This window comes from Marinifilum sp. N1E240 (assembly GCF_009295825.1).
Lineage (GTDB): Bacteria > Bacteroidota > Bacteroidia > Bacteroidales > Marinifilaceae > Marinifilum_A > Marinifilum_A sediminis.
Window position 1 is genome coordinate 370939 of sequence record NZ_WHKF01000002.1, and the last position, 26306, is coordinate 397244.

At 34.7% G+C, this 26306-nt stretch carries 26 protein-coding genes and 1 riboswitch; of the genes, 10 read left to right on the top strand and 16 right to left on the bottom strand.

Annotated elements, in window-relative coordinates; translation table 11 throughout:
* Positions 1-35: 35 nt before the first annotated feature.
* The 3 genes from GCQ56_RS06510 to acs all read right to left on the bottom strand — a co-directional run bounded on the left by GCQ56_RS06510 (position 36) and on the right by acs (position 3787).
* Positions 36-785: a patatin-like phospholipase family protein gene (locus GCQ56_RS06510; RefSeq protein WP_152733611.1), complete on the bottom strand. Its 750-nt coding sequence runs from the start codon at positions 783-785 to the stop codon at positions 36-38.
* A gap of 36 nt (positions 786-821) precedes the next feature.
* On the bottom strand, positions 822-1757 hold the full coding sequence (locus GCQ56_RS20495; RefSeq protein ID WP_227006015.1) for a VOC family protein: 936 nt from the start codon (positions 1755-1757) through the stop codon (positions 822-824).
* 116 nt (positions 1758-1873) lie between these two features.
* Complete coding sequence (acs, locus tag GCQ56_RS06520; protein ID WP_152733612.1) at positions 1874-3787, bottom strand: acetate--CoA ligase; 1914 nt, start codon at positions 3785-3787, stop codon at positions 1874-1876.
* A 138-nt stretch (positions 3788-3925) separates the two neighbouring features.
* On the opposite strand from acs, the gene GCQ56_RS06525 reads away from it, so the two are divergent.
* The 3 genes from GCQ56_RS06525 (at position 3926) to GCQ56_RS06535 (ending at position 5472) form a co-directional block, all read left to right on the top strand.
* Entirely contained in the window at positions 3926-4153 is a 228-nt protein-coding gene (locus GCQ56_RS06525; protein ID WP_152733613.1) for a hypothetical protein, read from the top strand.
* Positions 4154-4779: 626 nt separating this feature from the next.
* A complete protein-coding gene (locus GCQ56_RS06530) occupies positions 4780-5253 on the top strand; it encodes a hypothetical protein (RefSeq protein WP_152733614.1) in 474 nt (157 codons plus the stop codon).
* An 18-nt stretch (positions 5254-5271) separates the two neighbouring features.
* A complete protein-coding gene (locus GCQ56_RS06535) occupies positions 5272-5472 on the top strand; it encodes a helix-turn-helix transcriptional regulator (protein WP_299993291.1) in 201 nt (66 codons plus the stop codon).
* Positions 5473-5672: 200 nt separating this feature from the next.
* Here GCQ56_RS06535 and GCQ56_RS06540 read toward each other — a convergent pair whose 3' ends face one another.
* Positions 5673-8156: an FAD-dependent oxidoreductase gene (locus GCQ56_RS06540; RefSeq protein ID WP_152733615.1), complete on the bottom strand. Its 2484-nt coding sequence runs from the start codon at positions 8154-8156 to the stop codon at positions 5673-5675.
* A gap of 344 nt (positions 8157-8500) precedes the next feature.
* On the opposite strand from GCQ56_RS06540, the gene GCQ56_RS06545 reads away from it, so the two are divergent.
* The 4 genes from GCQ56_RS06545 to GCQ56_RS06560 all read left to right on the top strand — a co-directional run bounded on the left by GCQ56_RS06545 (position 8501) and on the right by GCQ56_RS06560 (position 12577).
* Positions 8501-9091: an ATP-binding cassette domain-containing protein gene (locus GCQ56_RS06545; RefSeq protein WP_152733616.1), complete on the top strand. Its 591-nt coding sequence runs from the start codon at positions 8501-8503 to the stop codon at positions 9089-9091.
* Positions 9092-9100: 9 nt separating this feature from the next.
* Positions 9101-9895: an ABC transporter permease gene (locus tag GCQ56_RS06550; RefSeq protein WP_152733617.1), complete on the top strand. Its 795-nt coding sequence runs from the start codon at positions 9101-9103 to the stop codon at positions 9893-9895.
* A gap of 441 nt (positions 9896-10336) precedes the next feature.
* Entirely contained in the window at positions 10337-11962 is a 1626-nt protein-coding gene (locus GCQ56_RS06555; RefSeq protein ID WP_152733618.1) for a thiamine pyrophosphate-dependent enzyme, read from the top strand.
* 30 nt (positions 11963-11992) lie between these two features.
* Positions 11993-12577, top strand: coding sequence for an indolepyruvate oxidoreductase subunit beta (locus tag GCQ56_RS06560; protein ID WP_152733619.1), 585 nt, complete (start codon positions 11993-11995; stop codon positions 12575-12577).
* An 80-nt stretch (positions 12578-12657) separates the two neighbouring features.
* On the opposite strand, the gene GCQ56_RS06565 is transcribed toward GCQ56_RS06560, so the two are convergent.
* Positions 12658-13089: a hypothetical protein gene (locus GCQ56_RS06565; RefSeq protein WP_152733620.1), complete on the bottom strand. Its 432-nt coding sequence runs from the start codon at positions 13087-13089 to the stop codon at positions 12658-12660.
* A 152-nt stretch (positions 13090-13241) separates the two neighbouring features.
* On the opposite strand from GCQ56_RS06565, the gene GCQ56_RS06570 reads away from it, so the two are divergent.
* Positions 13242-14540: a hypothetical protein gene (locus tag GCQ56_RS06570; RefSeq protein WP_227006016.1), complete on the top strand. Its 1299-nt coding sequence runs from the start codon at positions 13242-13244 to the stop codon at positions 14538-14540.
* A gap of 82 nt (positions 14541-14622) precedes the next feature.
* Here the strand turns inward: GCQ56_RS06570 and GCQ56_RS06575 are convergent, their stop codons facing one another.
* A complete protein-coding gene (locus tag GCQ56_RS06575) occupies positions 14623-16740 on the bottom strand; it encodes a tetratricopeptide repeat protein (RefSeq protein ID WP_152733621.1) in 2118 nt (705 codons plus the stop codon).
* Positions 16741-16926: 186 nt separating this feature from the next.
* On the opposite strand from GCQ56_RS06575, the gene GCQ56_RS06580 reads away from it, so the two are divergent.
* Positions 16927-17280 (top strand): DUF1971 domain-containing protein, encoded by a 354-nt coding sequence (locus GCQ56_RS06580; protein WP_152733622.1) that lies wholly within the window; start codon positions 16927-16929, stop codon positions 17278-17280.
* 47 nt (positions 17281-17327) lie between these two features.
* Here GCQ56_RS06580 and GCQ56_RS06585 read toward each other — a convergent pair whose 3' ends face one another.
* The 10 genes from GCQ56_RS06585 to GCQ56_RS06630 form a co-directional block, all read right to left on the bottom strand.
* Positions 17328-18029, bottom strand: a complete 702-nt coding sequence (locus GCQ56_RS06585; RefSeq protein WP_152733623.1) for a HesA/MoeB/ThiF family protein — start codon at positions 18027-18029, stop codon at positions 17328-17330.
* A gap of 5 nt (positions 18030-18034) precedes the next feature.
* The gene (gene thiH, locus GCQ56_RS06590) at positions 18035-19147 is read right to left on the bottom strand and encodes a 2-iminoacetate synthase ThiH (RefSeq protein WP_152733624.1); all 1113 of its coding nucleotides are present in this window, start codon (positions 19145-19147) and stop codon (positions 18035-18037) included.
* Positions 19148-19165: 18 nt separating this feature from the next.
* Entirely contained in the window at positions 19166-19942 is a 777-nt protein-coding gene (locus GCQ56_RS06595) for a thiazole synthase (protein ID WP_152733625.1), read from the bottom strand.
* A gap of 96 nt (positions 19943-20038) precedes the next feature.
* Positions 20039-20647: a thiamine phosphate synthase gene (locus tag GCQ56_RS06600; protein WP_152733626.1), complete on the bottom strand. Its 609-nt coding sequence runs from the start codon at positions 20645-20647 to the stop codon at positions 20039-20041.
* Positions 20644-21258, bottom strand: coding sequence for a thiamine phosphate synthase (locus tag GCQ56_RS06605; RefSeq protein WP_152733627.1), 615 nt, complete (start codon positions 21256-21258; stop codon positions 20644-20646). Before GCQ56_RS06605 ends, GCQ56_RS06600 begins: the two co-directional genes overlap by 4 nt.
* A gap of 7 nt (positions 21259-21265) precedes the next feature.
* Complete coding sequence (thiC, locus tag GCQ56_RS06610) at positions 21266-23068, bottom strand: phosphomethylpyrimidine synthase ThiC (RefSeq protein ID WP_152733628.1); 1803 nt, start codon at positions 23066-23068, stop codon at positions 21266-21268.
* Between the two features lie 84 nt (positions 23069-23152).
* The gene (gene thiS / locus GCQ56_RS06615) at positions 23153-23356 is read right to left on the bottom strand and encodes a sulfur carrier protein ThiS (protein ID WP_152733629.1); all 204 of its coding nucleotides are present in this window, start codon (positions 23354-23356) and stop codon (positions 23153-23155) included.
* A 23-nt stretch (positions 23357-23379) separates the two neighbouring features.
* A riboswitch (TPP riboswitch) is annotated at positions 23380-23470 on the bottom strand.
* A gap of 101 nt (positions 23471-23571) precedes the next feature.
* Positions 23572-24306 (bottom strand): ion transporter, encoded by a 735-nt coding sequence (locus GCQ56_RS06620; protein ID WP_152733630.1) that lies wholly within the window; start codon positions 24304-24306, stop codon positions 23572-23574.
* 10 nt (positions 24307-24316) lie between these two features.
* The gene (locus tag GCQ56_RS06625; protein WP_152733631.1) at positions 24317-24853 is read right to left on the bottom strand and encodes a GNAT family N-acetyltransferase; all 537 of its coding nucleotides are present in this window, start codon (positions 24851-24853) and stop codon (positions 24317-24319) included.
* Between the two features lie 34 nt (positions 24854-24887).
* A complete protein-coding gene (locus tag GCQ56_RS06630) occupies positions 24888-25634 on the bottom strand; it encodes an NYN domain-containing protein (RefSeq protein WP_152733632.1) in 747 nt (248 codons plus the stop codon).
* A gap of 217 nt (positions 25635-25851) precedes the next feature.
* Here GCQ56_RS06630 and GCQ56_RS06635 point away from each other — a divergent pair, with 217 nt between their 5' ends.
* The gene (locus GCQ56_RS06635) at positions 25852-26277 is read left to right on the top strand and encodes a BLUF domain-containing protein (RefSeq protein WP_152733633.1); all 426 of its coding nucleotides are present in this window, start codon (positions 25852-25854) and stop codon (positions 26275-26277) included.
* Positions 26278-26306 lie beyond the last annotated feature (29 nt).

Here is a 26306-nt window from a genome sequence, read left to right on the forward strand (position 1 = left end):
ATATAAATATAGGTTTATTATCTGATAATTTAAATTTATTCAAATTTGGGAATGTCCAGATTTTTGGTGTAATCGTATCCTAATTTAAAGATTTCCTGAGCCTTATTTCCATTTAAAATTTCATAATTTCTCAGACCTTTAGGTTCTATTAGGAGTGAACATTTTTCTTTGTGTCTGATCACATTAGAGTGAACTCCCAATTGAAAGGTTCTTGATGCCACCTGAACCAGATTATCAAATTTTTCAATTTTCTGGATAGGACTAACATTTACGGCAATTATCACATCACATTTATTCAACAGGGGAGAAATGGGTAAATTGTCGAACAAACCTCCGTCAACATACATTTTATCATTTATTAATACAGGCGAAAACAGAACAGGAATACTGACAGATGCTAGCAGATACTCTATTAAATCACCTTCCTTAATGTATTCAATACGTCCATCGTTTAGGTTAGAAACAGCAATAAAAAGGGGAATTTTAAGATTTTCTATCAACTTGGTTTTAATGTGTTTCTTCACCTCTTTCTCCAATCCGTTAAGACTAAACAATCCATGTCGAGGATATTGCCATTTAGAATAGGCCATAACGCCTTTATTCTTAAGTGCTCGAAGAATTTTTGAATAGCTGAAACCTGAAGCTATGAAGGCACCAATTAGCGCGCCAGCACTAACACCAGATATTACATCTGGCTTAATGCCTTTTTCTTCGAGAGCTTTTAGCACTCCCAAATGAGCAAACCCTCTTGCTCCACCACCTCCTAAAGCAATTCCGATTTTCATTTGTATTGGTTTATCGTAAAATTATTAGTTCTCAAATTATTCCAAAGTAAATGCTGGGTTGTAAATTATTCCGATCACATTATCCCACGGGTCCTTCACACTTGCCACCCATAATTCACCACCAACATTCATTGGCTTTTCATGTTCGGTTGCACCATTTTCAATTAACCTGGAATAACTTTCATTTATATCATCTACACCCCAATAGGATAGAACATTTTCTGATTTTGGACTTGCAGATTCAGGTTCGGGCAGTAAGCCCAATTCATATCCACCAATATTAAAACCTACATAAAAATCTTCAACAAAATATGCTTTAGCATCAAATGCTTGTTCGTACCACTCTTTTGCTTCGATCAAATTGGGTACTTTATAAATTGTTGTTCTTAAGCCAAGGAATTCTTTTTTCATTTGTTTGGTTTTTTTGATCAATTTAAAAGAATCAAAATATTTTTGCATTTCGGCATTGTTATCTTTAGCCGTTTCAGTAATGGTTTGTATCATATACATATCATAACCAATAAGAAACATACGTGCCGTTATAATAGCATAGCCATTTCCATAGTCAATTTTAATTTCTTTACCGGGATACTTTTCATAGAAAACATCTTTTTCAGATATAAGTTTTCCATTTACATTTGTTACAGCTCCATGAATTGCTTCCTTATAAAAGGTTGGAAGGTTAGCAGTATCTTTATAACTTTCGTATTCTTTAGGATAAAGGGTATGATTGGACAGATATAAGAGTGTTGATTTATTGGTCTCCTTCGAATAATCAAGAATCTGCATTTTTATGAGCAATTGCCCAATTTCTGAAGGAATGGTTTTATTACTTGCCTTCGGTTGCGAAGGAAATTCAATGCTATAACCTTGTTCAGGTATTTGTAATTGATACCATTCATTTTGAGAAAATCCGCATAATGGAATAAGTAGTAAGAGAGTAATAAGAACTTTTTTCATTGATTTAGCCATGTGTATTGGTAATTTAATCTATCACATTTAAGATAAATAAATGAGTTAAGAATAGCTATTATTTGCATCAATAATTCTAAAAAAAAGAGGCTATCATATTGATAACCTCTAATTATTTATTCCTTTACCTCTTCCAGTGCTCCGTTTATTATTTCTTCAACTACCGAAGTATCTAATAAAGTGGAAATATCTCCAAAGTTGGAGTAATCGCCTTGAGCGATTTTACGTAGAATTCTACGCATGATTTTGCCCGACCTGGTTTTAGGTAATCCTCTTACCAATAGTATTTTATCAGGCTTGGCAATTGGTCCGATTATTTTTGTAACACCTTTACGGATACTTGTTTTGATACCTTCCTCGCCGCCAGTCGATAATTCTCCACACACCACAAAAGCATATATTCCTTGCCCTTTAATATCATGTGGATATCCTACAACGGCTGATTCATTCACCAATGGGTGCTCATTTATGGCATTTTCAACTTCCGCAGTTCCCATTCTGTGTCCAGATACGTTGATGACATCGTCAACCCGACCAAGAATTCGATAGTAACCATCTTCGTCTCTTTTTACGCCATCTCCCGAGAAATAAAGCTTGTCGAATGTACTGAAATAAGTTTTTTTTAACCTTTCATGATCTCCCCAAATGGTGCGTAACATTCCAGGCCACGGATATTTTATACAAAGATTTCCTTCTACACTCTTGCCCGATAGTTCCTTTCCATCTCCATCCACTATTATGGGTTGAATTCCCGGTTGTGGTAGTGTTGCAAATCCTGGTTTGGTTGGAATAATTCCTGCAATTGGACTAATGGAAATACCACCAGTTTCGGTCTGCCACCAGGTATCAACAATAGGACAACGATTTTTCCCAATATGATCGTGATACCAGTGCCACGCCTCTTCGTTAATGGGTTCACCAACGGTTCCTAAAACTTTTAAAGTGCTTAAATCTTTGTTCTCAACATATTCTTGTCCCATTGAAATCAGAGAGCGAATAGCGGTAGGAGCAGTGTAAAATTGAGCAACTCCATATTTATTGACGATATCCCAATATCTTCCTGCATCAGGGTAGGTTGGAATTCCTTCGAACATCATAGTTGTTGCTCCATTTAGTAAGGGACCATAAACGATATAGGAGTGCCCAGTAATCCAGCCAATGTCAGCAGAACAGAAATAGACATCGCCATCGCTATACTGGAATACATTTTTGAACGTATAAGCTGAATAAACCATATAACCGCCACAAGTATGAACGATACCTTTGGGTTTATCGGTTGAACCGGATGTATAAAGAATAAACAATGTATCTTCAGCATCCATTAGTTCGGCTTTATTTTTTTCTTCTGCATTAGCCATGCATTCGTGCCACCACAAATCTCTATTTTCTTTAAATGTAATTTCGGATTTGGTTCGTTTAACCAGAATTACTTTCTCTACGGATGGACTGTTCTCAACTGCCTCGTCCACAATATCTTTTATGGGAATAATTTTACTTCCTCGGTATCCACCATCGGATGTAATCACCAATTTAGCTTCGGCATCGTTTATTCTATCTGCAAGAGAATTGGCTGAAAACCCTGCAAACACGATAGAATGAATGGCTCCAATTCTTGCACAAGCCAGCATTGCTATTGCCAATTCAGGAATCATAGGCATATAAATTGCAATGCGATCTCCTTTTTTAATGCCCAAATCAAGCATCACATTCGAAAACTTTTGAACTTGATCGAAGAGTTCGTTATAAGTCAAAACTCTATTTTCATCCGAAGGATCGTTTGGTTCCCAGATGATTGCTGGCTGATCGCCTCTGGTAAAAAGATGTCTTTCAAAAATGTTTTCGGTAATGTTCATTTTCCCATTAACGAACCAATTGATTCTTGGCTCGGAAAAATTCCAGTCCAATACTTTATCCCATTTTTTACGCCAGAAGAAGCTTTCAGCAATTCTACTCCAGAATGCTTCTGGGTTTTCAACACTTTTTTGATACTCATGTATGTATCCTCCAAGAGTACTAATCTTATCAATCATGGTTTATTATTTTGGTTATCAGTTCAAATGTAAATAACTAAATATATGAAATTCTAGATTGATATTCCAGTTTACGAACTTCTTAGAATGGATATAGGAAAAGAATATTTACCTTCATGCCTCAAAAAAATGAATAAAATGACAAATAAAACGAAACTAATGATTGGCTTACTAGCCGTTTTGGTATTTTCGGTAGGAGGAATTTTACTGATAAATAATTCGGATATTTTAAACTCATGGGAAGCCAATTCAATTTCTCTATTGAAACAATATCTTAAGGTAATAGGCTTTTTAAGCATTATGGCAATGGTCTATGTACGAATGAGAAATGCGAAGAAAGAGGTGATAGAGGAGCAAGAAGATTGAAACAGCAGAATTCCTCTGACAAAGGGACTACGGAAAAATTCCGCTGTTTCGGTTAACCACTAACCACTACCAATGTAGTACTTTATATTTCCTGTTCGGAACTGTTTATTTTATATCATGTGGCGTTTTACAGGAGAATAACGCACATGATTTCGAGTACAATCAATTGCAAGATCGAGTCCTAGATTGAGATTAAGCTTGAGGCAACTGAATTTACTCTCAGATAATGTATTTAACTGAATTAATATTCTCTTTGGGCAAATCAAATAATAGGGTAGTTAAGCAGTAGCAATTTACGAAATTGTAAGAGCAAAGTCCAATATATCAGCATGTAATCTTAAGGTTAAAATCAAGAATTAGATTTTTGTTTAAGTAATTCTAATAGAATGATATTTAATTCTGGAGAGAATTTAAGAAATTACAAACGAGTCATTCTATTCAGTCTGGTAATTCCATGTATTTTAAAGTATTAATAGCTTGATCGTGAATTGGGAAAATTAATATTTACTAAAGTTATGTCTTTTGTATCTTACAAAAAGAAGTAAATAGTTGTCAAAAAGTAAAATAAACTTTACATTTGTTTTGTGCACAAAATAATATCAAAGTTTAACTTATAAATTGACAGAATGAGAACCTATTTCCCATATTATTTTAAAAGGATTGGAATCCTATTTGTATTTATTGCGTTTATCTTGTCCTTTATTGGCGGTATTGATGATTTTAATAGAGGCTGGTTAAGTGCTGATAAAGATCTACCTATTAATAGTATTGATAATCCTGAATTGGATAGTATTTTAAAGTATACACCCTATTTTACCAAAGAAGAAGCAAAGCCTTGGGTTAATGGTGGTCTTATATTATCTCTACTTGGTTTTACATTGTACTTGTTTTCAAAAGAGAAAGTTGAAGACGAATTTTATCAACAATTGAGGTATAAATCTTTGACTCAAGCCTTATTTTTCACATGGATTTTTATCGGATTGGTGTACTGGCTTGGTCCCGAGTATGAGTTCGAAGATTTTTATATTTTGCAATTACATCTTCTATTTTTTACAGTAATTTATGCCTATAATAGAAAGTGGAAGTTTGGAACTGAATAAGTATTAAAAAGGAGAGCTGTGAAAAATACAATAAAAGTAGAAAGAGCCAAAAAGGATGTTACTCAAGCAGGATTGGCTGAACAATTGGGTGTTTCCAGACAAACGGTAAATGCTATTGAGAAAGGAAAGTTTGTACCATCAACAGTATTAGCGCTTAAAATGGCTCAGTTTTTTGAATGTAAGGTGGAAGATGTATTCATTTTAGAGGATGAGGATTAAGGGAAAACTGCACATGGCAATTAAACCATAATATCATCCTTGGTAAGAGGTGGGTGTCTTCGGTGTTCCTTCGCTGTTCCTGTACTATGCAATAAATGATAATTATTGTACATAAAATACATCTTTAATTGACTAATATATGATAAAAAAACCTGACAGGTAATAGATGCCCGTCAGGTTTATTTTTTTTGATAATATTCTTAGATAAACAAATTCAAGTTTGATTGTTCAGCTTCGGAAAGATAGGTGGCAACTCCTCCAATTTGAACGCCATCTAATAATTCCTCTGCGGCAACGCCCATCACATCCATAGACATTTGACAAGCAATCATTTCAACGCCATTTTCCATAGCAGTTTGCAACATGTCTTCCAAAGAATCCACTTTTTTAGAAAGCATACGCTTCTTCATCATCTTCGATCCCAAGCCCATCATATTCATTTTCGATAGTTTCAAATCGCCGGCATCATCAGCCATCATTTTACCAAACATTTTGCCCATAAAATCTTTCTGAACCTTAGGCTTGTTTGATTTTTTGATGATGTTTAATCCCCAAAAGGTAAAGAATAAGGTAACCTTGTTTCCGGTTGCAGCGGCACCGTTTGCAATAACCAAGGATGCCAATGCTTTATCCAACTCATCAGAGAAAACAACCATGGTTTTGTTTTTTGGCATATCAACAAATCCGGATGTAGCTCTTTTTTCTACTTTCTGCTTTTCGATTATGGCAGAATAAATTCCCTTATCTGATTCAGTAGATATTAATTTGTTTCCTGTCATTTTACACCAGGCTTCGGCATCTTTTACAAATCCGGCATCGGTTACCTTTTGGTGTAAACGTTGACCATTTTCAAGCTTGTCCATTTCCTTTTTCAATTTGATAATTGGTCCGGGACATTGCAAGCCACACGCGTCAACTTCAATCGTTTTTAAATTAGATTTAATTTCTTCTTTGTTTGACTTTGGTTTTCCGCGATAGATGTGTCCGTCTCTGGCAATATAACTTGATTCGAAAATATCTTCGTTACTTTGCTTGCAAGTTGCATGCTCGTAGGTTTTATATCCACCACTTAAATTGTAAACATTCGAGAATCCTTTTTGCATTAAGATTCTGGCGGCAAAATAACCACGTAAACCAACTCCACAGTAGATAATAATTTTCTTATCCTTAGGGATTTCATCCAGTCGGTTACGAATTTGATCAACCTCTATATTTACAGCTCCTTCAATGTTTCCAAGTTCAAATTCATCCGGAGTTCTTACATCCAAAATAAAATTATTTGGCGCATGCAGTTGGTGAAGCTCATCCCAGTGAATGATGTTCACCAATCCTTCTATAATGTTTCCTGCAGTAAATCCTGCTTGATTAACCGGATCTTTGGCGGAAGAGTAGGGAGGAGCATAGGCATGTTCAATTTCCTGAAGATCGTAAATGGTACCACCTTTTTGCAGAACCGTAGCAATCATATCGGTACGTTTGTCTACACCGTTGTAACCAATTATTTGGGCACCATATAATTTGCCATGCTCCGGATCGAACATGATTTTAATGGTTGTTGGTAAGGCTCCAGGATAATAACCCGCATGCTCGCCACCATGTGTAATATTCGAAACGTAAGAAATTCCCTCTTTTTTCAATACTTTCTCAGCCAATCCTGTTGATCCAACTGTTAAATCGAAAACTTTGGCAATAGCAGTGGCAATAGCGCCTTTGTATGTGTGTTTGTGTCCTAATACTAAGTTGTTAGCTAGTAGTCTGCCTTGTTTGTTTGCCGGACCAGCTAAATAGGCATTGGTATACTTTCCTGTGATAGGATGAGGAAAAGCAATGGCATCTCCTAAAGCATAAACATGTTCATCGCTTGTTTGCAGATATTCATTTACTTTAATTCCACCATTTGGAGCCAAATCTATTCCAGCTTCTTTTATCAATTTCGTTTCCGGACGAACACCAATAGATAAAATCACCATATCGGCTTCCACCTTACGACCCGATTGCAAATGTACATTCAAATAATCGCCTTCACGTTTGAATTCACTTACACCATCTTTCAAATAAAACTCAACATTTTTGGTTTTAAGATGCTGGTGAACTTCAGCGGCCATTTCGTAGTCTAATGGAGTCATTACTTGTTCAGCCATTTCAACGATGGTCACCATCATACCTAAATGATGAAGGTTTTCTGCCATTTCCAAGCCAATAAATCCTGCACCAACAACTACAGCTTTTTGCGGTTGTTTTTCATCGTAATAACTTTTGATTTTATCGGTATCTTTTACATTTCGAACCGTAAAAATCGCTTCGTCGTTAATACCAGGGATTGGCGGTTTTATTGGTTCTGCGCCAGGAGATACTACCAACTTGTCATAAGATTCAATGTAAGTGGTATTGTTGATTAAATCAGCAACTTCAACCGTTTTATCCGCTTTGTTAATCTTAAGAACTTCATTCTTGATACGAACATCAACATTCAAGCGTTTGTTAAAACTTTCGGGAGTTTGAAGTAGTAAATTCTCTCTTTCAGTAATTACACCACCAACGTAATAAGGAAGTCCGCAATTCGCATAAGAAATGTGTTCACCACGTTCAAACATGATAATTTCTGCCGATTCATCCATTCTTCGTAATCGGGCAGCTGTAGTTGCTCCTCCGGCTACGCCGCCTATAATCAAGTACTTTGCCATTATATTATATATTCAAAATTAACAATCTTACAATATGAACATCTAGATATCCATATATGATGAGCTGCAAATGTAAACTTTCTATCTAAATGAGATTGTTAAATTGGAATAAATAAAATGTGTTATAAAACACAAGTAATCGATTGCGATGCTTATGTGTTAGTAAATATGGGCGTTTCGGGGTTTTGTGTATTTTGGCATAAGACGTAAGGGTGAGAATAATCTCAATAATGTAAATGTTTGGTTAAACAATAATTCGAATGTGAATTATTCTGACTGAATAAAGGATCTTTTTATTATTCCTAAACGAATTATTATTTTCTTTATAGTGTAAATATATATTCATGATAAGATTTGACAATATAAGCTTAAAATTTCCGGAACAGATTATTTGTGAGAACCTTAGTTTTAAAGTTAAGGAAGGGGAAATGGTTGGTTTAAGTGCGCCATCTGGTAAGGGAAAAACCAGTTTGTTGAAATTGATGATGGGTATTTTAGTTCCTGATGCTGGTAAAATTTTAGTCAATAATATTGAAGTCAACCCAAGTTCGATTGATGAAATACGCAAACAAATTATATGGCTACCACAGAATGTGAATTTGCCAATAGAATCAGGACAGGAATTGGTTGAACTTTTGGAATTGGACGAAGAAGGCATCAAAAATTACCATTCCTTTTTAAAGTTTTTGGGTATCGATAACAATGGAAAGCTTTTTAATAAAATGAGTGGTGGACAAAGGCAGAGAATGATTGTGGCAGCATGTTTAAGCATGAACAAACCAATTCTTGTTCTGGATGAACCGGTTTCTGCTCTCGATGATGACTCTATAGATCTTTTTATAGAATTGATTCAATCCTTAAAAAACAAAACCATCATCTCCACTTCGCACAATCAAAAGTGGTTGAACCATTGTTCTCAAATAATAGAATTATAATCTACCATCATGAAAGAGATTGTTGATATTAATATATACAGTTTGGCATTAGGCTTCTTGCTTTTGCTGATTCCATTTGCAGGCTTCATCTATTTTAAAGTCAAGATCGTAAAAGAAACCTTAATTGCACTTGTTCGAATGGTGGTGCAACTGTCTTTAATTGCTGTTTATTTAGAGTACATTTTTGAATGGAACAATGCCTTGATTAATGCAACTTGGGTTCTTGTAATGATTCTGGTTGGTGCATTTACAACTATCAAGCGTGTTGGATTAAATTATCGATATTTTGCATTGCCATTTTTTCTGGCAGGATTTACTAGTATTCTTATCCTCGATACATTTTTTCTGGGAATAGTAATTCAACTCGACTATGTTTTTGATGCCAGATATTTTATTCCTATTTCAGGAATGGTTCTTGGAAATGCACTAAATCATAACATTGTTGGTGTTAGTACCTATTTCGATAGATTGACAAAAGAGCAGGAAATGTATTACTTTCTATTAATTAATACGGGTAATAAGAAGCAAACTTTAGCACCATTTATTAGCGAGGCAATACGAAAAGGATTAAATCCATTAATTGCAACCATGTCAGTAATTGGTTTAATATCTCTCCCCGGAATGATGACTGGACAAATTTTAGGAGGTAGTTCTCCGGTTGTCGCAATAAAATATCAGATATTAATAATGGTAGCGGTTTTTGTAGGAAGTACGCTAAACCTACTTATTAGTATCATTCTATCGAACCGTTTTGTATTCGATGCTTTTGGTAGAATAAAACCAAATATTTTTAAGAGTAAATAGTTGTAAAAATGTAGCTTGTAAGTTGTTTGCTTCTTGTTGAGGAAATTTACGAAACCGTTTTCGTTATTTGAACTTATTCTAAACTTTAGCCTTTCGATTGTTTTTTATTGGCTTTAAACCAAATAATGGTATTTTAGCATCAAATAAAAGGAGAATAGCTCATTTTGTTACAAACTCTAAGTAAATAGATGAATTTAATTGAAATTTATTTTTACGTACTTGCTTACCTTGTAAGCTACTTTGAGATTTTCGGTGGACTTTAATATCCACTCTCTTCCTCGATCCTAAGCTTAGGATCCGTTTCCTATACACATATATTTATTGATTATTGAATTTGAAGCTGGATGCATCAAATAAAAATATCATACTTCTTAGCTACCCACAATTCATTTGTGTGGTATGTGTAAATAAAAGAATACTAAATAGTTAAACAAATATAACATGCAAAAGTCTTTACTATTAGGTGTAGAAGCCATTGCACAGGGTGCAATCGATGGCGGTATGTCCGGAGTTTATGCTTATCCGGGAACACCTTCAACCGAAATTACAGAATACGTTCAACATTCTAAGCAAGCAAAAGAATTAAACATTCATAGCGATTGGGCAGCAAATGAGAAAACTGCAATGGAATCTGCTTTGGGTATGTCATATGCAGGTAAAAGAGCAATGGTATGTATGAAGCACGTTGGCTTGAATGTAGCTGCTGACTGTTTTATGAACGCTGCTATTACTGGTGCTAACGGAGGTATGTTAATCGTTGTAGCAGATGATCCATCAATGCACTCTTCACAGAACGAGCAGGATTCACGTGTATATGGTAAGTTTGCCATGATGCCAATCCTTGAACCATCGAACCAGCAAGAGGCATACGATATGGCTCGTTTCGGATTCGAATTGTCTGAAGCTTGTGAAATTCCTGTATTAATGAGAATTACTACTCGTTTGGCCCACTCTCGTGCTGGTGTTACTCGTGCTACAGAGGTGATCGCACAGAATGATATGAAACTACCAGAAGATAAGGTACAGTTTGTATTGCTTCCTGGTATCGCTCGTAAGCGTTATAAAATGTTGTTGAACAATCAGGAGAAATTCGAATTGGCTTCTGAGGAATCAGCATACAATATATATACCGATGCTGCAGATAAGTCGATGGGTATTATCGCATGTGGTTTAGGTTATAACTATCTAATGGAGAATTATCCAAATGGTGATTGTCCGTTCCCAGTTGTAAAAATTAGCCAGTATCCTATTCCTCGTAAGATGATTCAAAAAATCACCAGCGAGTGCGATAAGGTAATGGTTTTAGAAGAAGGATATCCTGTAATTGAAGAAATGTTGAAAGGATATTTGGAAAAAGAAGCAGTTATCGGTCGTTTGGATGGCACTCTTTCTCGCGATGGAGAGTTAAAGCCAGAAATGGTTGGTAAAGCTTTAGGTTTTGATGTTGAAGAAGGAGCTGAAGTTCCTAGTATGGTGGCTGCTCGTCCACCAGCATTGTGTACTGGATGTTCTCACATTGATGTATATGTTGCTTTGAACGAAGTGGTTGCTGAATATGGCGAAGGTCGTGTGTTTGCAGATATAGGTTGTTATACTTTAGGTGCATTGCCTCCATTTAACGCAATTAATTCTTGTGTTGATATGGGTGCTTCTATTACAATGGCTAAAGGTGCTGCTGATGCAGGTTTAATTCCTTCTGTTGCTGTGATTGGTGACTCTACATTTACTCACTCGGGAATGACTGGTTTATTGGATGCCATTAATGAAAAGACTCCAGTTACGGTTATCATTTCTGATAATGAGTCTATCTCTATGACTGGAGGTCAGCACTCTTCTGCTAAAGGTAAGTTAGAGGCGATCTGTGAAGGTTTAGGAGTTGAGCAGGATCACTTACACGTACTAACTGCTGTACCTAAAAAACGTGACGATCTAAAAGATCTTCTTCGTAAGGAATTTGAGTACCAGGGAGTATCTGTAATTATTCCTCGTCGTGTTTGTGTTCAGAAGAACGTTCGCGATCAGAAAATTAAAAAAGCCGCTAAAGCAAAAGCAGCTGCTAAAGCTTAATCAATTATTAACCTGAAAAATTAAAAGACGATGAAAACAGATATGGTCATAGCAGGTGTTGGTGGACAAGGGATTTTATCCATTGCTGCTGCTTTAGGTTCTGCTGCACTAGATAACGATTTACATATGAAGCAAGCTGAAACTCATGGTATGAGTCAGCGTGGTGGTGATGTTCAGTCATTTATGAGAATTTCTGACAAGCCTATTTATTCAGATTTGATTCCTAAAGGAGGTGCTGATATTATTCTATCAGTTGAGCCAATGGAAGCACTTCGTTACCTTCCTTATTTAAAGCAAGGTGGATATGTAGTAACCAATTCAACTCCATTTGTAAATATTCCTGATTATCCAGAAATGGAAAAGCTGGAAGAAACAATTAAAGCTCTTCCAAATTATGTGTTGATTGATGCTGATAAAATTGCTGAGGAAACTACAGGGTCTAAGCGTGCTTTCAACTTTGTAATGTTAGGCGCTGCTTCACCATTTATCGATGTTCCTTTCGAGTATCTTGAAGAGGGTATCCGTAAGATTTTCGGTAGAAAAGGGGAAGAAGTTGTAGATATGAACATCAAAGCACTTCATGCTGGACGTAAATTTGCTGAAGAAAATAAGTAATCTAACCTGACTACTATAATGCAAAATCCCCGATAGGATATTTCCTTTCGGGGATTTTTTATAATTCGGTTAAAAGAATATTAATTTCCAGTCTTCTTTTCGTCTAAAATTTCGGTTATTGATCTGATACAATTGGCAATTTCTCTTTTAAAGGGATGATTTGGCATAATACCACTTTCAGCATCTAATCCGTTGAAAATACTCATCCAAATTGCGCTAATACCAAATGCAACCAATAAATCTTTTTTGTGGTTAGTTGAGAATATTTGTCTGTACAGTTCAATTAATTTGTTGAATTCAACAGCTATTTGAAAAGCATAAGAGGCATCTGGATTTTCACCTTTTTGCAAATGATAACTTATTGCATTAACAAAAGATGGCGAAAGTTGTTCAGCCTCTGATTTGATCTCATTACGTTTGTCCTGATTGATATCCATATCGTTAACTCCATTAAGAATAAGAGCGTTTATATCATCAATGCTTATCGTAGTTTTTAATAGTATAGGGTCCATTATTATATTTGATTTATTTAAAGTGAATCTAAAGTAATAGAAAATTACGAGATAATTAAAAACATATCATCTATTGTAAAAATACACATGGGATACCATAAGGATTTTGTAGATTTGAGATATTCAATTTACCATTAACCTTGATAGCTACAATGAAAAGAATTTTATCTCTACTAGTAATAAGTACAATGTTTTTTGGATGTACATCCAAAATTGATCCGAATACTTCAATCAGTTCTCTATCTGAAGATTATGTGAAAACTATATTAGAAATTGGATTGTATGATCCAATGTATGTTGATGCATATTATGGTCCGGAAAGCTGGAAGAAAGAAGTCGATCAGTTAAAAGAGGAATCGATTCCTGCAGAACGATTGATTAAGAAGGTAGAAGACTTAGAACTTCTATTGGAGAAAATTTCGATTGAACCTGAAAATGAAATGTTGGTTTTACGAAAAAAATATATGGCAAAGCAATTGATTGCTGTAAAAGCTAGAATTAAAATGCTTAATGGAAAGACATATACTTTTGATGAGGAATCGAGTAAACTTTACGATGCTGTTGTGCCTCCTTTTGAGAATGAGCATTTTGCCTCAGTTATTGAACAGCTTGAAAAATTACTTCCTGGAAAAGAGAATGTAATTGATAAGGTAGCCAAGTTTAATCGAGAATTTGTGATACCTAAAGATAAGATTGATACAGTTTTTCGTGCTGCAATTGAAGAATCGAGACGAAGAACCAAAATGCATATCGACTTGCCAGACAATGAAAATTTTGAATTGGAATATGTAACAGATAAAGCATGGGCAGGTTACAATTGGTATAAAGGAAATAATTTCAGTTTGATTCAAGTGAATATCGATTTTCCAATTTTGATTGATAGAGCAATTGACTTGGCGAGTCATGAAGGATATCCGGGACATCATGTTTACAATTCTTTATTGGAGACAAATTTAGTTAAGAATAGAGGCTGGTTGGAATTTTCGGTATATCCATTGTTTAGCCCGCAGTCATTAATTGCAGAGGGAACAGCAAATTATGGAATTAATGTAGTTTTCCCAAGAGAAGATAGAATGAAATTTGAAAAGGAAGTTCTTTTTCCATTGGCTGGATTGGATACTGCTAAGGTGGATTTGTATTATCAAATTCAAGAATTAACTCATGAATTGACCTATGCTAGAACGGTTGCCATGAGAAATTACTTAGATGGCAAGTGGACTAAAGAAGAAACCGGAAAATGGATGGAGAAATACGCATTGCGTCGTTCATCTGAAGCTTCATTTAGGTTTCCGGAAACTTATCGAAGCTATATCATAAATTACAATTGGGGACAGGATATGGTACGAGATTTCATTGAAAAGAATGGAGGTACAGAGTTAAATCCTGAAAAGAGATGGGAATTATTTACTCATTTAATTTCAACTCCTCAGGTTCCAACCAATTTAAAATAGTAAAAAAACAGAGGCAATTCATTGTGAATTGCCTCTGTTTTTTTTTATATGCTTTTTATAATTTAATACGATAGAAGGAATTTTAAGCTAAAGGCTGTGAGAAAGCAAAACAAGCACCTTTATCATACTCATTGCAAAACCAAATCTCTCCATTATTCATTTCTACAAATTCTTTGCAAAGTATCAGTCCTAAACCAGAACCTTTTTCATCGTTTGTTCCTTTTGTGGTATACGACTCATTAATATTAAAAATTTTCTGAGCTGCTGTTTGTGACAAACCAACACCGGTATCTTTAACTTTAACAATTGCCTTATTGTTTTTTACTAAAGCTTTAATATTAATAGATCCACCAGCAGGTGTAAATTTGATCGCATTGTTTATTAGATTACCGATAACCAATTCAAAAGAGAACTGATCTGTTATTACATTAATTAATTGATCTGATTCAAAGGATAAATCAATATTTTTCAATTTTGCGCTAGACTGGAAGTTATTGACAGATCTTTTTAACAGTGCATTAAGCTGTATGGGTTCAGGATTTATTTTTACTCCTCCTTGCTGAACTTTCGACCACGTTAGTAAATTTTCCAGCAAATTGTATGTTCTGTGCGAAGCTTTCTTAATATCCAGAATTTGAGCTTTTCTTTCTTCGTTGCTTAAATCGTCATATTCTTCATTTAAAAAATCGCTAAAGCCAATAATAGTACTAAACGGAGATCGTAGATCATGAGCAATAATGGAAAAGAATTTATCCTTAGTTGCATTTGCAATCTCAAGTTCTAGCTTTTGTTTTTCAATTATTTTGTGAGCTTGTCTTTTTATGCGTGCTCGGTTTAAAAGAATACTTCCCAATATAATAATGAGTATACTTAATGCGATTAGAAAATTTCGAATAGTGGTTTGTTCCTGTACTTTCATTTTCTCTATACTTAGGTCTTTCCGAAGTATTTGATTATCCTTTTCCTTTTGCTTAGATTGAAATTTTGTTTCCAATTCTGCAATTTGTTGCTGGTGATCTACATTAAAAATACTATCCTTAAAATTGAGTTCTTTCTGCTTGTAATTAAGGGCTTCATTAAATTGTCCGGTATTCTCGAAATAGAGACTTATTGCCTTATACAAATCAACTTTATTGTAATTGATATTGTATTTGTTTACTAATTCTTGAGCCTCGAATAGGGAATATTTTGCCTGAAGAAATTCATTCTCTTGCAGTTGCAATTTCCCTAGTATAATAAGATTAATGATTAACTGATTACTCGATTTACTAGCACGATTAAGTGAAATTGCCTTTTTCAAGTATGGTCGGGCAGCTTCTATTCTTCCAAGAATGTAATTAGACTGTCCTAAGTTTGCATACAATTGTGCAATTTGGAATTGATTGTTTAATTTTTGATATGCAGGTAGTGCTTTTTCGAAATATACTAATGCCTTTTCATGATCTGCTTTTCTACTGTAGCATGCCCCCAAATTGTTTAGAGCTGAGGCATAAGCCAAATTAACATCCGTAGTATCCGACATTTCAATTACTCTCTCAAAATATCCAATTGCTTGTTCCAAATCTTCATTATAAAGTAAGGTGGTGCCTATATTTAGTGACAAATTTGGAAGCATTTTTTTCAATTGCATGCTATCTGCAATTGAATAGGCTTGTGTGAAATTGGAAAGAGCTTTATCGTATTTTCCTTGATTCAAATAGTTGGCAGCCATTGTGTTTAGGCATTGCATTTTAATTTTGCTCTCCTTTGATTCTGTAGCCAATTTAAAAGCCCTATTCAGATGTACCAGTGAACTATCAGGTTGCCCGGTTGCATATAAATAGTATCCTTTGAAGAAAATAGTTTTTATTTTTTCTTTCTTTAAATTCTTTTGCTCAGCAATATCCATTGCTGTTTGATTATACGCGATGGCATCATTTACCTTTCCGGTTTGTAAAGAAGCATAGGTGAGATTGTTCAATGCATTTACTCTTGTGCTATCTATATCGAATATGGTGGCAATTGAATCTGCTTTTAATGAATAATATCTTACTTGAAGCACGTCCTTGTAATACAACTCACGAGAAAGCTGGTAATATATGTATGCTTTCTCTTTATCCTCAGATGAGTCAAGAAGATTCTTAAGACTATCAACTTTATTTTGTGAGACTGCTGTAAATGAGATAAATGAAATTAGAATGTAAAGGAATAATTTTCTCATAAGAAATATTGCTATGATAACTAACGAATTATAAAATGGTTTAGTCCCAATGTATACGCAGTTTATAGCTACTTGTTGTGTTGAATTTGTTTAAATAAACTTGGCTTGAATTAATCTGAAATTGAAAAGATTATTTGATTAAAATAATTATATTTGAAGCTATTTAGATTAAGAATAAATAAAAATATGAATTACCAAAATGAAAAATTACCTGATGGTGCGATAAAAGTTGGTAGTACGCCAAGTATGACTGAAGAAACAGTAAAACCGGCTATTTTAAAATCTCATTTGGCGCCAAAAGGAAAAATCGGATTGCTTGTTGTTGAGAAAGGACATTGCCAATATGTTTGGGAAGATGAGGAAGGACCAGCTTTGGATGCAGATTCCAACCATCCAATAGTTATTTTTCCTGAAAGATATCATCATGTTGTAATTACAGGACCTGTGGTTTTTAGAGTGGAATTCTATACCGTTTTAAACAAAGTAATTGAAGTGAAGCATCCTGAAGAAAAGAAGAGACCAGGAGAAAGTTTCCTTTAAGAATAAAAAGCCATTGATTATTACATTAATGGCTTTTCAATTGGGTTTTATTCGAAATTGATAATTTGGGAATTGCATGTCAATGCATCATACACTAAAAGTTTACCCGATAGTATTTCTCCTATTCCTAATACAATTTTGATTGCTTCGCAAGCTTGCATACTTCCAATAATTCCAGGTAGTACGCCCAAAACTCCTATTGGAAGACTTGATTCATCAGGTGAGTCGGTAAACAAATCGAAATAGGAGGGAGCATTGTTGTAATTGAAAACGGAAACTTGCCCTTCGAACTCGCCAATAGAGCCGTTCACGAATGCTTTCTTTTGTTTTTTTGTAATGGTATCAATACATTTTCGAGATACAAAGTTATCAGTTGCACCAACAATAATATCAAATTGAGAGATCAGATTTTCAGCATTAGTTTCATCAAGCATGTAGGGAAAAATATCAATATTAACATCAGAATTTAGCTGATTAAGAATTGTTTTTGCACACTCCACTTTTGATAAATCAATTTCATTTTCCTTGTATAAAATTTGTCTTTGCAAATTCGAAAGGCTTACAACATCACTATCAACAATACCAATATTACCTATTCCTGCAGCAACGAGATATTGCAAGACCGGAGCTCCTAAGCCGCCAGCACCAACCACCAGAACTTTTGCATTTAGTAGTTTTTTCTGTCCTTTCTCACCAATTTCAGATAGCAAAATATGTCTGTTGTATCGTTCTTTTTGTGTATTGTTCATTGTATTTACAATTGCATGAAATTATCCCAATCTTTCCAGACTACTTCATATTCGTTATTTTGTATCATTGCAGCAATTTCTTTAGGAGATCTTTCATCATTTATTGAGAATTGTTCCAGTGATTTATCAGTTTTGGAATATCCACCAGGGTTGGTTTTAGAACCTGCACTAAATGAAGTAGTTCCCAATTTCATGGCATTATCCCGGAATTTTTCGCTTTCTCTGGTGGAAAGTGAGATTTCAATATGATGATTGAACAATCTGTACGCTCCAATCAATTGAAGCAGGTCTTTTTGTGATGCTTCAAAATTTGGTTGGAATCCGCCAGTATGCGGACGCAATCGAGGGAAGGAGATTGAATATTTACTTTTCCAGTACTTTTTTTCAAGATATTGTAAATGTACAGCCGTAAAAAAGGTATCGACACGCCAATCTTCCAATCCTAATAAACAACCCAATCCAATTTTATGAACACCAGCTTTACCTAATCTGTCCGGAGTTTCTAATCGATATTGGTAGTTTGATTTTTTACCCGATGGATGATATTTTTTGTAATTGTTTTCGTTGTAAGTTTCCTGATAGATGTAAACCGTATTCAATCCTTTTTTTGAAAGAGTTTCGTATTCTTCAGTTTTTAAGGGTTGTGCTTCCAATGAAATTAAAGCAAAGTCATCTCTAATAGCTTCCATCATTTCTGAAATGTAATTAGCGCCACAGTTCAATTGATCTTCACCACTTACCAAAAGAACATGCTCAAATCCAAGCTGCTTTATCGCTTTTGCTTCTTGTTTAATTTCTTTTTGGTTAAGAATTTTTCTGTCAAATTTATTTTTATGATTGAAACCGCAATAAATACAAGTATTGGTGCAAGAATTGGAAATATATAAAGGAATATACATTTGTATGCATTTGCCAAACCGCTTTTGGGTCAATTCCATACTTTTTTGTGCAATTTGCTCCAGATATGCACTTGCTGCAGGAGAAATAAGAGCTTGAAAATCATTCAAATCTATTCTTTCTTTGTTTAATGCTCTTTCAACATCAACTTCAGTTTTATTATAGATTTGATTTTTGATTTCTTGCCAATCGTATTTTTGTATTTCGTCGTAGAAACTCATTGGTTGTTGTTGAATGGTTTAATCTAAATCTTCTAAAAATGATGTTAACGGACTACTCGCATTGGCTTCTATTGATTTTTCTGCCAACCTTGCTTCGAAAGCCATGCGTCCGGCTTCAACTGCCATTTTAAATGCTTTTGCCATTTCAATAGGATTTGGCGAAACTGCAATTGCTGTATTTACCAAAACAGCATCGGCACCAATTTCCATAGCAGCGGCTGCATGAGATGGTGCTCCAATACCAGCATCAACTACCACAGGAATATTGCTTTGCTCAATAATGATTTTTAAGAAATCGATGGTTTGCAACCCACTATTTGAACCAATTGGTGAGCCTAAAGGCATAACAGCTGCAGTTCCAACATCTTCTAATTTCTTACAAAGGACCGGATCGGCTTGGATGTATGGCAAAACATGAAATCCAAGTTTTACCAATTCTTCTGCTGCTTTTAGAGTTTCTTCTCCGTCAGGTAATAAGTATTTTGGGTCAGGATGAATTTCTAGTTTTAGCCAGTTGGTTTCGAGAGCTTCTCTTGCCAATTGTGCTGCAAAGATGGCTTCCTGAGCATTACGAACTCCAGATGTATTTGGTAATAGATTAACGCCAGGAATATTCAAGTGTTGTAACATGTTGTCATTTTCATCTTGAATGTCAACACGTTTTAATGCCATGGTAACCAGTTCGGATCCTGATTCTATTATGGCATTTCTCATTATCTCGTTAGAACTGAATTTTCCTGTTCCTGTAAATAAACGAGATGTAAATATTTTATCTCCTATTTTTAATTCTTGCATTTTATACCGTTTTACTTATTAAATAATTTAGGTATAATGCCGATCGATATTTGACATGCATTAATAAACTTGTGCAATTAATGTATTAATCAAATACTAATCGGTATTATGGTTGTTTAGTGTTTGTAATAATGCTCCAGATAGCGCTACTCCATATAATCCTGTTTGAGTAAGAGTTTCAATATCGTTTAATTGGATGCCTCCGACAGCAATTATTGGAATATCAAGCTTTAGATTTTTCATTTGAAATAGAATTTCCTTATAGCCATTTAGACCAATAATCGGACTAATATTTTTCTTAGTAGTAGTATGTTTAAAAGGTCCAAGTCCTACATAATTTGCTCCTCGTGATTGCTGCAATTGAATATCTTCTATTGTATTGGTAGTTCCACCAATTATAAATTCATCACCTAAAAAATCTCTGGCTTCATTTATTGGAGTATCTGATAATCCCAAATGCACGCCATGTGCACCAATTTCTTTAGCAATTTCTATTGAATCGTTAATAATAAGAGTTTTACCATATTTTTTTGCAGATTGTAGTGCTTGCTTGGCTTGAGTTAAAATTTCTTCCTCGGTGGAGTTTTTCATTCTGATTTGTACACACTCAATTCCTTTTTCAAACATCAATCGGGCTTGTTCCGAATGAGAGAAACGAGCAGAATCTTGGGTTATGTATTGTATTTTGGGTATGTTTTTTCTCATTGGTAAACTTCTAAAAATTGCAGGTAGATGTATTTAAAATTCTTCTCAATTTCTTGATAATTGTTGTGTGGAATTTCATTCCAAATTGTTCCTAAAATGGCTATCCCATCAAATTCGATAGTTTTTAGTTTTTTCAATTTGTTAGTTTCTATTCCGCCTAATGCAAAAACTTTGATCTTTCTATCTTTCCTGAGGTACTTCTTAAGTTCCTTCAAATCCAAATTTCCCGTATATCCTTTTTTTGATATGCTGGGAAATATGGGACTTAAATACGCATAGTCAAATTTTCCATCAAGGTCTTTTATCTCCTGAAGTGAATGACAAGAAGTTCCTTTCCTGATAGTTGGAGATATTTTGGATGCATAACTCCTATTGTTTGAAGAAAAGTGAATTCCTTTTAATTCGAATTGTTTATTAATCACTACCTGATTGTGAATTATTATTCTGTTATGAAAATGATAAGGTATTGCCTCCAGGAATTGAGTATATTCAATGGTTGTTGCATTTGGTTTTCGCAGATGAAAGGTAAATTCAAATTGTTCTAGTAAAGAGGAAACAATAGTTGTTTCCCCTTTAAAAAACTCAGGATAAGATATAAGGATGAATTCCATTATAGTTTTAGCTATAAATTTCACTTCCGCTGTTTTGAAATTCTTCAGCCTTTTGCTTCGCTTTTTCTGCTAAATCTCTTATTTCCATTGAAGCTCTCATGGAACAGAAATTTTCACCACACATGGAGCAGAAATGGGTTGATTTATAACCTTCATCGGGTAATGTCTCATCGTGGAATTTCATTGCTTTTTCACTATCTAAAGCCAAAGAGAACTGATCTTTCCAACGGAATTCAAAACGAGCTTTACTCATGGCGTTATCGCGATATTGGGCACCTGGAAATCCTTTTGCAAGGTCGGCTGCATGAGCTGCTAATTTAAAGGTGATTACACCTTCTTTTACATCATCGCGATTAGGCAATCCTAAATGCTCTTTTTGTGTAACGTAGCAAAGCATCGCTGTTCCATACCAGGCAATCATGGCTCCACCAATTGCTGAGGTAATGTGATCGTAACCAGGCGCAATATCGGTTACCAAAGGTCCTAAGGTGTAGAATGGTGCTTCATCACAATGCTTCAATTGCTCATCCATATTCTCTTTTACCATGTGCATAGGAACATGACCCGGTCCTTCAATGATTACTTGTACAAAGTTTTCACGAGCAATTTTGGTTAAATGTCCTAATGCTTCTAATTCTCCAAATTGAGCTTTATCGTTGGCGTCAGCTAAACAACCAGGGCGTAATCCATCTCCCAAAGAAACAGCAACATCATACTTGGCAAGAATCTTACAAATATCTTCGAAATGAGTGAATAGAAAGTTTTCTTTGTGATGCTGCAAAATCCATTTGGCAAGGATAGATCCACCACGTGATACAATGCCAGTTGTGCGGTGAACGGTAAGAGGAATGTGTTTCCAAAGCAAACCGGCATGAATGGTGAAATAATCAACCCCTTGTTCGCATTGTTCAATTAAAGTATCGCGATAAATTTCCCATGACAGATCTTCAACCTTGCCATCTACCTTTTCTAATGCCTGATATAAAGGTACTGTTCCTACAGGAACTGGACTGTTTCTGACGATCCACTCTCTGGTTTCATGAATGTTTTCACCTGTTGATAAATCCATAATGGTATCTGCACCCCAACGAAATGCCCAAACGGCTTTGTCCACTTCTTCTTCAATACTCGATGTAGTAGGGGAGTTACCAATGTTCCCATTGATTTTCACCAAGAAATTTCGACCAATTATCATTGGTTCCGCTTCGGGATGGTTGATATTTGCTGGAAGAATAGCTCTGCCTTTGGCAATTTCGTCACGAACAAATTCAGCTGTGATATGAGTCGAAGGAATTTGTGCACCCATAGGACAGCCTTTATGTTGAGAAAATTTTTCTTTCAATTCATCAATTCGCTGATTCTCACGAATGGCAACATATTCCATTTCTGGCGTTACAATTCCTTTTTTTGCATAGTAATACTGCGAAATGTATTTTCCCTTTTTTGCCTTTAATGGCTTGGTGTTTACATGATCGAATCGAAGATGATCCAAATCAGTATCTGCTTGACGCATGCGACCGTAATCAGAAGATAGACCTTCTAATTCGTCAACATCATTTCTGTCTAGAATCCACTCTTTTCGAAGTTTAGGCAATCCTTTTTCCAAATCAACCAAAACCTTATCATCGGTATACGGACCGGATGTGTCGTAAACGGTTACAGAGAGATTTTTCAGGATATTTCCATCTTTATCGGTGGTATCTGCAAGCTCAATTTCTCGCATAGCCACATCAATATTGTGAATTTTTCCTTTTACGTAAACTTTTTTTGAGTTAGGGAATCCTCCCTGTGTAATGTTTTTTGTTTTCAATTTCTTGTGAATTTAATTGATACTTCCAGAAATAAGGAGGAGCAATTAAGCGACAAAAGAATATTGAATGAGCAAGTTATAGAATCATCCTCCTTTGGTTGCCGATACAATTAAAACTTTGTCGTTTTCCTGAAGTTGATGAGATTTCCAATCCTGTTTTTTTACTACATTGTTGTTTACAGCTACTGCAATTCCTTTCTGATTCACATATTCTGTGACAGACAAAAGTGAAAAAAGTGTAGCACTATCATCCAAGGTAATAGAATTACCATTGCAAAAAATGTTCATATTAAAAATATTGCAGGAGTAGAAACAGGAGATACATACAATCCCTTAGCAGCATTACCTGCCCAGGTTCATAGGGTCTAATCTCAGCCGTTACAGGCACCCCTTGTTAATAATGTTGACAAACTTACAGCTAATTTTTTAATATGCAACTGTTCCTTGAATAAAAATATGAAAAGTAAAAAATGAAACTTTACAAATGCAAATTAATCAGTTTTTTAGGTTGGTAAATTATTTTTTTTGCGTTCCTCTTCTTCAATTTCTCTGGCTTTCGATAAAGAAGTAGCTACTAATCCAGCAGGAACAGTGACAATTCCAACACCAACAAGAAGAACAAAAAATGTGAAAATTTTACCTCCAACCGTAATAGGGTACACATCTCCATAGCCAACTGTAGTTAAGGTAACAATTGACCACCATAAGCTGTGAAATACAGACGCAAATACCTTTGGTTGTGCCTCGTTTTCGAAGAAATAAATTCCAGCAGCAGAAAGAAATATTAATATTCCTGTAACGATAAAAAATAGAATTACTTCTTCGCGAACAATGCGAGCAGCTATGTGAAAACGATGTAAGGCTCTGTTGTATCGAATTAGTTTTAAGGTTCTGAATACTCTGAAAATTCGAAATGCTCTAAGAGCTCTAAAATCCAGAGTTCCTCTTAGATAGAATGGCAGAATAGCAAGTAAATCGATGATGCCATAAAAACTGAATATGTAGGAGAATGGTTTTTTTGAAACATAAATGCGTAATACATATTCAATGGAGAAAATGATAATGCAAAAAATCTCGAAATATTCTAAGAACAAGATAGTATTTGGAGAATTATTGGGTAAAGTTTCTACAGAAAAGGAGATCAATGACAACATGATCAGTCCCTGAATGATATAATCAAATATTTTTCCTTTTTTACTGGTATTATCTTCAACAATATTTCGAATATACTCCCTCATTTTTAAGATATTATTTTTTAGCTATCCAATCTTTCTTTGTAATCTCATAAACAAATACATTCAATCCATGATATTTTATTTGTGTTTTTCTTTTCATACCATTCTTTTCGGCTACTTTTTGCGATGCAATGTTTCTTATATCAATAATGGATACCAACCGATCACACAAATTGGTTTCAAAAGCAAAATCCCTGAATTTTAGTGCCGCTTCTGTAGCATACCCATTTCCCCAATATTTAGGTAGAATATGATAGCCAACTTCCAGCACTTCAACTCCGTTAATTTCCTGAGTAAGAAGTCCGCACTGTCCAATAAATTCATTTGAGCTTTTATCCCAAAGAGCATGATGTCCGAACCTTCCAGATTTGTATCGGTCCAATTGGAATTGAATCCAGCTAGTGGCTTGTTCTTCATTGGAAAGACTTAAATCTATTCCCAAATAGGGAAGAAGTGGATTGTTTTCAAAAAAACACTCCCAGTTAGAGCTATCATTAATGGTAAGTGCTTGTATTTTTAATCGGTTTGTTGAGGCATTGTTTAAATACATAAAGGCAATATATTGAATATCTTAATGAGAGTTTTTAATCTTTAATCTTTACAAAAATATGTTTGATATTTCGTTTCCCACTCTCTCTCTCATCTATTTCAAAATGTTTCTGTAATGATTTAATTAAAGGAGTTAACTTGTTAAAGCCATAATTTCGGGGATCAAAATCTGGTTTCTTTTTATTGATAAGAGAACCAAGTTCTGCAAGAAATGCCCATCCATCATCATCAGCTATATCATCAATCGAATTTTTAAGTAGATTGATAAATTTTCGATCAATCTTATCGAATTTTTGCTGCTCAATTTGAGTATCATTTTTCTTTTTTTCAGCTATTTGTTTGCCTCCAATAATCTCTATGTAAATAAATTTATCACAAGCTACAATAAATGGATTTGGTGTTTTCTTTTCGCCTATTCCAATTACCAATTTGCTTGATTCTCTTAATCGGGTTGCAAGACGAGTGAAATCACTATCGCTGGAAACCAGACAAAAACCATCTATTTTATCGCTGTGCAAAATGTCCATAGCATCTATAATCATTGCAGAATCGGTTGCATTTTTACCTGTTGTGTAGGAGTATTGTTGGATGGGAGTAATGGCATGCTCTAAAAGTGCAGGTTTCCAACCCGAAACAGTTGGTCTTGTCCAATCACCATAAATACGTTTAATACTTGGCGTTCCAAATTTGGCTATTTCGTCAAGCATTCCTTTTATATTCGAATAGGGGATATTATCTGCATCAATTAAAACGGCAAGATTTAAATCATTTTGTTCTTTCATTGTTATAAACTCTTTTGTATTTAACTAAGTTAGGCAATTGTTAAGAAATACGAAGCAAATATTGGATTAATAAAAACTATTTAATTGGCTATTATTAGTTGAATTATTAGATTAAGAACAGTAAACTGTTGATGATAAGATAACATCTTATCTTAAAGTATTTGTATCTTTAGTTGAGAAGCCTCATCAATTTTGCTATTAACCAAAAGATAAACACATGTCAGAATTAATTCATATTGTATATGTCAGTACTTCTACTCATGATCTTTCACAATTAGAATTGGATGAACTACTCAAGAGTATCAGAGCCAAGAATAAGAAAAACAATATTACAGGATTATTGTTATACAACGATGGTATGTTTATTCAGGTAATTGAAGGTGATGTTAAGCGTATTATTGATTTATTTGAATTGGTAAAATCTGATGCAAGACATAAGAATATTATTGAACTTTTAAAGGAACCAATTAAGAAGAGATCATTTCCAGATTGGTCTATGGGATTTAAGCGAATTACCAATGAGGACCTGAAATCGATTCAAGGTTTCTCTAATTTTATGAGTGAGAATACTGATTGGGAGCCTGACCCAGGCATTGCTGAGCAAGTGCTTTTTTTATTAAATAGCTTTCGAAAATACACTTAGATTGTTTTGAAAATGGAATCTAAATTCTG